The 6,322-nt window shown below is 63.6% G+C and carries 7 protein-coding genes and 1 pseudogene; 5 read left to right on the top strand and 3 right to left on the bottom strand.

All coding sequences use genetic code 11. The annotated features are described in order from the left end of the window. From rbfA to VMR03_RS17130, 5 genes are all read left to right on the top strand, one after another. On the top strand, positions 1 to 417 hold a 417-nt coding region (gene rbfA / locus VMR03_RS17150), incomplete at its 5' end, for a 30S ribosome-binding factor RbfA (protein WP_325407373.1). A gap of 6 nt (positions 418 to 423) precedes the next feature. After that, positions 424 to 1,350 carry a tRNA pseudouridine(55) synthase TruB gene (truB, locus tag VMR03_RS17145; RefSeq protein WP_325407371.1) on the top strand — a complete coding sequence of 309 codons (927 nt, stop codon included), beginning with the start codon at positions 424 to 426 and terminating at the stop codon, positions 1,348 to 1,350. 9 nt (positions 1,351 to 1,359) lie between these two features. Next, the gene (gene rpsO, locus VMR03_RS17140; protein WP_325407369.1) at positions 1,360 to 1,629 is read left to right on the top strand and encodes a 30S ribosomal protein S15; all 270 of its coding nucleotides are present in this window, start codon (positions 1,360 to 1,362) and stop codon (positions 1,627 to 1,629) included. Between the two features lie 320 nt (positions 1,630 to 1,949). Then, positions 1,950 to 4,133 (top strand): polyribonucleotide nucleotidyltransferase, encoded by a 2,184-nt coding sequence (gene pnp, locus VMR03_RS17135; RefSeq protein WP_325407367.1) that lies wholly within the window; start codon positions 1,950 to 1,952, stop codon positions 4,131 to 4,133. 172 nt (positions 4,134 to 4,305) lie between these two features. Further along, a complete protein-coding gene (locus tag VMR03_RS17130; RefSeq protein ID WP_325407365.1) occupies positions 4,306 to 4,788 on the top strand; it encodes an RcnB family protein in 483 nt (160 codons plus the stop codon). Positions 4,789 to 4,834: 46 nt separating this feature from the next. Here VMR03_RS17130 and VMR03_RS17125 read toward each other — a convergent pair whose 3' ends face one another. From VMR03_RS17125 to VMR03_RS17115, 3 genes and pseudogenes are all read right to left on the bottom strand, one after another. Continuing rightward, positions 4,835 to 5,194 carry a VOC family protein gene (locus VMR03_RS17125; RefSeq protein WP_325407363.1) on the bottom strand — a complete coding sequence of 120 codons (360 nt, stop codon included), beginning with the start codon at positions 5,192 to 5,194 and terminating at the stop codon, positions 4,835 to 4,837. A gap of 15 nt (positions 5,195 to 5,209) precedes the next feature. Next, the gene (gene fabI / locus VMR03_RS17120; RefSeq protein WP_325407361.1) at positions 5,210 to 6,076 is read right to left on the bottom strand and encodes an enoyl-ACP reductase FabI; all 867 of its coding nucleotides are present in this window, start codon (positions 6,074 to 6,076) and stop codon (positions 5,210 to 5,212) included. A 48-nt stretch (positions 6,077 to 6,124) separates the two neighbouring features. Next, positions 6,125 to 6,322 (bottom strand): annotated as a pseudogene (locus tag VMR03_RS17115) (beta-ketoacyl-ACP synthase I); the annotation flags it as partial.

The following is a 6,322-nucleotide window of genomic DNA, read 5'->3' as shown; positions in this document are numbered from 1 at the left end:
CGCGAGACGCGCGGTCCGAGCCAGCGTCAGTTGCGTGCTGGCGAACTCGTGCGGCGTGCGCTCGCCGAGATCGTCGCGCGCGGCGACATTCAGGACCCGGATCTGATGGGCCGGCCGATCACGATTTCCGAAGTGCGCATGAGCCCGGATCTGCGGCATGCGCTTTGCTTCGTGGCGCCGCTGGGTGGCGGCGATGCGACCGGGATCGCCACCGCGCTGACCCGCGTCCGCGCCTATCTGCGCGGTCAGCTCTCGCGCGAAGTGACCTTCAAGTTCATGCCGGACCTCGCCTTCGAGCCCGACGTCTCCTTCGACCGCGCCGAGGCGGTCGATCGGCTTCTGCATTCGCCGAAGGTCGCGCGCGATCTGGCGTCCGAAGACGCGGGCGAGGAGATCGACGCGGACGACGAGGACTGAACGTCCATGTCACGGCGCAAAAAGGGTGAGGCGATCTCGGGCTGGGTCGTCGTCGACAAGCCTTTGGGCCTCACCTCGACGGACGTCGTCTCGCGCATCCGCCGCCTCTTCAACGCCCAGAAGGCGGGACATGCCGGCACCCTCGATCCGCTGGCGAGCGGGGTCCTTCCCGTCGCGCTTGGGGAGGCGACAAAGACCGTTCCCTTCATCATCGATGCCTCGAAGCGCTATCGCTTCACGATCCGCTTCGGCGAGGCGACCGCGACCGACGACGCCGAAGGCGCCGTGACGGCGACGAGTCCCGTCCGGCCGACCGCCGAAGCCATCGAAGCGATGCTTCCACGGTTTACCGGCGAAATCGAACAAGTCCCACCAATTTACTCGGCCATTAAGATCGATGGCGAGCGATCCTACGATCTGGCGCGCGCCGGCGAGGCGGTCGAACTGAAATCCCGTCCTGTGACGATCCACGAGGCGCACCTTCTCGGCTGCCCCGATGGCGACCATGCCGAGCTCGAAATCCTTTGCAGTAAAGGGACTTACGTTCGCTCGCTGGCCCGCGACCTGGCGCTGGCGCTCGGCACCGTGGGCCATGTTTCGGCGTTGCGGCGGACCCTCCACGGCCCTTTCCGCGAGGAAGCCGCAATTCCGCTGGATAAACTGATGGGCTTCGGCCATATTGCGCCCGCTTCCGAAGCCTTTTTGGAGCATCTGCTGCCGCTTGAGACCGCGCTGGACGACATCCCGGCCCTGGCCCTGAGCAGCGACGATGCCTCCCGTCTGAGACGGGGCCAGGGAGTTTTATTGCGCGGGCGCGACGCTCCGATCCTGTCGGGGCCGGTTCTGGCGACACACCGGGGAGACCCGGTGGCTCTGACCGAGTATTGCCAGGGCGAGCTTAAGCCCGTGCGTGTCTTTAATCTCGATCCATAGGAGATCCCGATGTCGATTACGCCCGAGCGTAAAGCTCAGCTGATCAAGGAATTCGCCGGCAAGGAAGGCGACACCGGTTCGCCCGAAGTGCAGGTCGCCATCCTCACCGAGCGCATCACGAACCTCACCGAGCATTTCAAGGGCCACGCGAAGGACAACCATTCGCGCCGCGGCCTTCTGAAGATGGTGAGCCAGCGTCGTTCGCTTCTCGACTACGTCAAGAAGAACGACCAGAAGCGTTACGAGTCCCTGATTTCCCGACTGGGAATCCGGAGGTAAACACGGGGTGATCACTTCTCCCCATGACCCGGGATTTTACACCGCATGCGCCGGCGTGGCTTCGACCTCGCCGGCCATCGGTGTTTCCCGGTCCGAAGAGACAATCGTCCGTCGACGGAGCAATGCTCGCGGGTGGTCCTCTCTGCCGTCGTCTCACGGCTTGAGGTCCCTCGGTGATTACGCGTGGCGCAAGTAAACGCGCCCTCGCGAGCAGACGCCCCGTATATGTCCGGCCGCGACGTCAGCGGCAGAAATGAGCGCCGTCCGCCTGATGGTGGCAAGAACGCGAAAAACGCGGCGGCGCGGAACAGGAAATAGATATGTTTGATATCACACGCGAAGAAATTGAGTGGGGCGGTCGTACGCTCGTCCTGGAGACGGGCAAGATCGCCCGCCAGGCCGATGGCGCCGTGCTCGCGACCTATGGCGAGACCTCCGTGCTCGCGACCGTCGTCGGCGAGAGGAAGCCGAAGCCCGGCCTCGACTTCTTTCCGCTGACCGTGAACTACCAGGAAAAGACCTACGCCGCCGGCAAGATTCCGGGCGGCTTCTTCAAGCGTGAAGGCCGTCCGAGCGAAAAGGAAACGCTCGTTTCGCGCCTGATCGACCGTCCGATCCGTCCGCTCTTCGCCAAGGGCTTCAAGAACGAGACGCAGGTCATCGTCACCGTCGTCAGCCACGACATGGAGAACGATCCCGACATCGTCGCGATGGTCGCGGTCTCCGCCGCCCTGACGATTTCGGGACTGCCCTTCATGGGCCCGATCGGCGGCGCACGCGTCGGCTACATCAACGGCGAATACAAGCTCAATCCGATGATCGACGAGATGGTCGAGAGCGATCTCGATCTCGTCGTCGCCGGCACGACGGACGCGGTGCTGATGGTGGAATCGGAAGCCAAGGAGCTTTCCGAGGACGTCATGCTCGGCGCCGTCATGTTCGGGCATCGCGGCTTCCAGCCGGTGATCGACGCGATCATCCGCATGGCCGAGAAATGCGCCAAGGAACCCCGCGCCTTCGAAGCGAAGGACGAGTCGGAACTGGAAGGCAAGGTCCGCGCGCTGGCCGAAAGCGACGTCCGCGCCGCCTACGGCCTCAAGGACAAGGGCGAACGCCACGAAGCCCTCGCCAAGGCGAAGGACAAGGTCAAGGCTGCGCTTTGCAATCCGGAAGACGCCAACGCGGTCCCCGAAGCGACCGTCGGCGGCGTCTTCAAGGCGCTCGAGGCCGATGTCGTCCGCAACTCGATCCTCGATACGGGCATCCGCATCGACGGTCGCGACGTGAAGACGGTCCGCCCGATCGTTTCGGAAGTCGGCATCCTGCCGCGCACTCACGGCTCGGCGCTCTTCACGCGCGGCGAGACGCAGGCGCTGGTCGTCGCCACGCTCGGCACCGGCGAGGACGAGCAGTTCATCGACGCGCTGGAAGGCACCTACAAGGAAAACTTCCTGCTGCATTACAACTTCCCGCCCTATTCGGTCGGCGAGACGGGCCGCGTCGGCTTCACCGGCCGTCGTGAAGTCGGTCATGGCAAGCTCGCCTGGCGTGCGATGCGCGCCGTGCTGCCGCCCAAGACCGAGTTCCCCTACACGATCCGCCTCGTCTCCGAGATCACGGAATCGAATGGCTCCTCCTCGATGGCGACCGTCTGCGGCTCGTCCCTCTCGATGATGGATGCGGGCGTTCCGCTGAAGCGTCCGGTGGCGGGCATCGCCATGGGCCTGATCCTCGAAGGCGAGCGCTTCGCGGTGCTCTCCGACATTCTCGGCGACGAGGACCACCTCGGCGACATGGACTTCAAGGTGGCGGGTACGGAAGAGGGTGTCACATCGCTCCAGATGGACATCAAGATCACCGGCATCACCGAAGGCATCATGAAGCAGGCCCTCGAACAGGCGAAGGGCGGTCGCGTCCATATCCTGGGCGAGATGGCCAAGGCCCTGACGACGGCGCGTTCGGAGCTCGGCGAACATGCGCCGCGCATCGAGGTCATCACGGTTCCGACCGACAAGATCCGTGAAGTCATCGGCACCGGCGGCAAGGTCGTGCGCGAGATCGTCGAAAAGACGGGCGCGAAGATCGACATTTCCGACGACGGCACGATCAAGGTGGCGTCCTCCGACGGCGCCTCGATCAAGAAGGCGATCGACTGGATCCGCGGCATCGTCGCGGAGCCGGAAGTCGGCCACATCTACGAAGGCACGGTCGTGAAGGTCGTCGAGTTCGGCGCCTTCGTGAACTTCTTCGGTCCGCGCGACGGCCTCGTCCATATCTCGCAGATGGCCCCGAACCGCGTCGAGAAAGTCTCGGATGTCGTCGCCGAAGGCCAGAAGGTCAAGGTGAAGCTCCTCGGCTTCGACGAGCGCGGCAAGGTCCGCCTCTCGATGAAGCACGTCAATCAGGAGACGGGCGAAGAGATCGTCTATGAGAACGAGCCCGCCGAGCAGCCGCGCGAGAAGCGCGAAGGCGGCGGTGGCGGCCGTCGTCGCAACCGCGACTGAGCCTCACTCGATATGAAAAACAAGGGCGCCGGAGCAATCCGGCGCCCTTCTTGTTTGCTCCGTACATGAAGGAAGACTGCCGGCGGCTTTCAGTTTGGGTTCAGGTCGGGCGTCTTAGGCTCCGTTTCATCGAAGCGAAATTTTTCGCCCCGGGTCACCAAAGGAGACTCACATGAAACGCATGTTTGCAGTTGCGATCGCCTTGTCCATGCTGGCGGCTCCCGCCGTGGCGGCGCCGAATAACCAGACCTATGGCGGTCAGCCTCACAACGGCCAGACCCCGCACCCGCAAAATCAGGGCCCCCAGAACCACGGATCGCAGCAGGCGCCGAAACCCCAGGCTCCCCAGCCCCAGGCGCAAACGAAGCCCGCACCGAAACCCCAGTACAGCTACAACGGCAGAAAATACGATGCCGTGCGCGGCCCGGCCTGGAAGGCGCCCAAGGGCTATGATGCCCACAGGAGCTGGTCGCGTGGACAGAAGATGCCCCAGTCCTTTTATCGGGATCGCGCCTATGTGATAGATTACCGCGCCTATCACCTGAAGCAGCCGCCGCGCGGCTATGTCTGGGTGCGCGCCGACCGCAACGTCTATCTCGTCTCGCAGCAGAGCGGTCTGATCTCGCAGATCGTGCTCAATCTCTTCTACTACTGAACGCGGCGAATATCGCAAAAGGTGCCGGAGCGATCTGGCCCCTTTTTCATTTCGGCTGCATCAACTCGATGCGATTGCCGAAGGGATCGAAGACGAACAGCCGGTCATAGCCCTCGACCGGCACATCCTCCGCGAGCCTGTAGCCGCCCGCGTGGGCGCGTGCTGCAAGGCCGTCGAGATCGTCGGTCAGGAAGGCGACATGGGCCTTGGTCGCGGGATGGAAATCCTTGTCGACACCGAGATGGAGCTTCAGCGGCCCGCGTTCGAACCAGGCGCCGCCGCGCGCCGCCTGAACCGGCGGCTTCGGCACTTCGGTGAAGCCGAGCACGTCCAGGTAAAAACGCCGTGCTTCGTCTTCGCCCTTTTCAGGGATGGCAATCTGAACGTGATCGATGCCGGTGAGCATGGAGCCTCCGGAGGTTCAGCCGCCGTTGCCGTTTTCGAGGTCGCTGGTCTTCATCTCTTCGGCGCGCGGCAGGCCGATGATGTTGTAGCCCGAGTCGACATAGTGAATTTCGCCGGTCACCCGAGCCGAGAGATCGGAGAGCAGGTAAAGGCCGGCGCCGCCGACATGCTCGAGTTCGATCGTCTCCTTCAGCGCCGAATGCGTCTTGTTCCACTTGTGCACGAAGCGCGCATCGCCGATGGCCGAGCCCGCCAGCGTCCGCATCGGGCCTGCCGAAATCGCGTTGACGCGAATGCCGTCGCGGCCGAAATCGGCGGCGAGATAGCGCACGCTCGCCTCGAGCGCCGCCTTGGCGACGCCCATGACGTTGTAGTTCGGCATCACGCGCTGCGCGCCTTCATAGGTCAGCGTCACCATCGAGCCGCCATCCGGCATCATCTCGGCGGCACGGCGCGCGACGTCGACGAAGGAGAAGCAGGAAATATCCATCGAGCGCAGGAAGTTCTCGCGCGACGTGTCCGCATAGCGGCCCTTGAGCTCGCTCTTGTCGGAATAGGCGATCGCGTGAACGACGAAGTCGAGTGTGCCCCATTCTTCTTTCAGCGTACGGAAAACCGTGTCGAGGCTCTGGCTGTCGGTGACGTCGCAGGGAAGGAGGATCTTCGAGCCGACCGATTCCGCCAGCGGCTTGACGCGCCGCCCGAAGGCGTCGCCCTGATAGGTGAAGGCCATTTCCGCGCCATGCAGCGACAGCGCCTGCGAAATGCCCCAGGCGATCGAGTGATCATTGGCAACGCCCATCACCAGGCCGCGCCGCCCTTTCATCAAGGGCCCGCTCAGAACCAGCCCCTTGCCGCCCGCCTTGTGATCCGACCCGTGCATTCGTTTTAGACCCGTTTGTTGCCCGGTTGCTTTTCGCTGATCGTCGTATCAGCTGTTGTATCGCTGGAAAGCCAGCGTCGCGTTGGTGCCGCCGAAACCGAAACTGTTGGAAATCGCCAGATTGATATTCGCCCCGTCGACGCGCTCTCGCACGATGTTGGCGGCGGCTACTTCCGGATCGATCTCGTCGATATTGGCGCTCGCCGCGATGAAGCCGTTCTGCATCATCAGCAGCGTATAGATCGC

Source organism: Parvibaculum sp., assembly GCF_035511255.1.
Taxonomy (GTDB): domain Bacteria; phylum Pseudomonadota; class Alphaproteobacteria; order Parvibaculales; family Parvibaculaceae; genus Parvibaculum.
Note: the sequence above shows the minus strand (reverse complement) of the source record. Positions and strands in the feature narration are given on the sequence as shown.

Excerpts from the sequence above, each read along its gene's own strand:
- fabI (WP_325407361.1), bottom strand. The coding sequence starts at position 6,076 with ATGCACGGGTCGGATCACAAGGCGGGCGGCAAGGGGCTGGTTCTGAGC.
- VMR03_RS17125 (WP_325407363.1), bottom strand. The coding sequence starts at position 5,194 with ATGCTCACCGGCATCGATCACGTTCAGATTGCCATCCCTGAAAAGGGC.
- rpsO (WP_325407369.1), top strand. The coding sequence starts at position 1,360 with ATGTCGATTACGCCCGAGCGTAAAGCTCAGCTGATCAAGGAATTCGCC.
- VMR03_RS17130 (WP_325407365.1), top strand. The coding sequence starts at position 4,306 with ATGAAACGCATGTTTGCAGTTGCGATCGCCTTGTCCATGCTGGCGGCT.
- pnp (WP_325407367.1), top strand. The coding sequence starts at position 1,950 with ATGTTTGATATCACACGCGAAGAAATTGAGTGGGGCGGTCGTACGCTC.
- truB (WP_325407371.1), top strand. The coding sequence starts at position 424 with ATGTCACGGCGCAAAAAGGGTGAGGCGATCTCGGGCTGGGTCGTCGTC.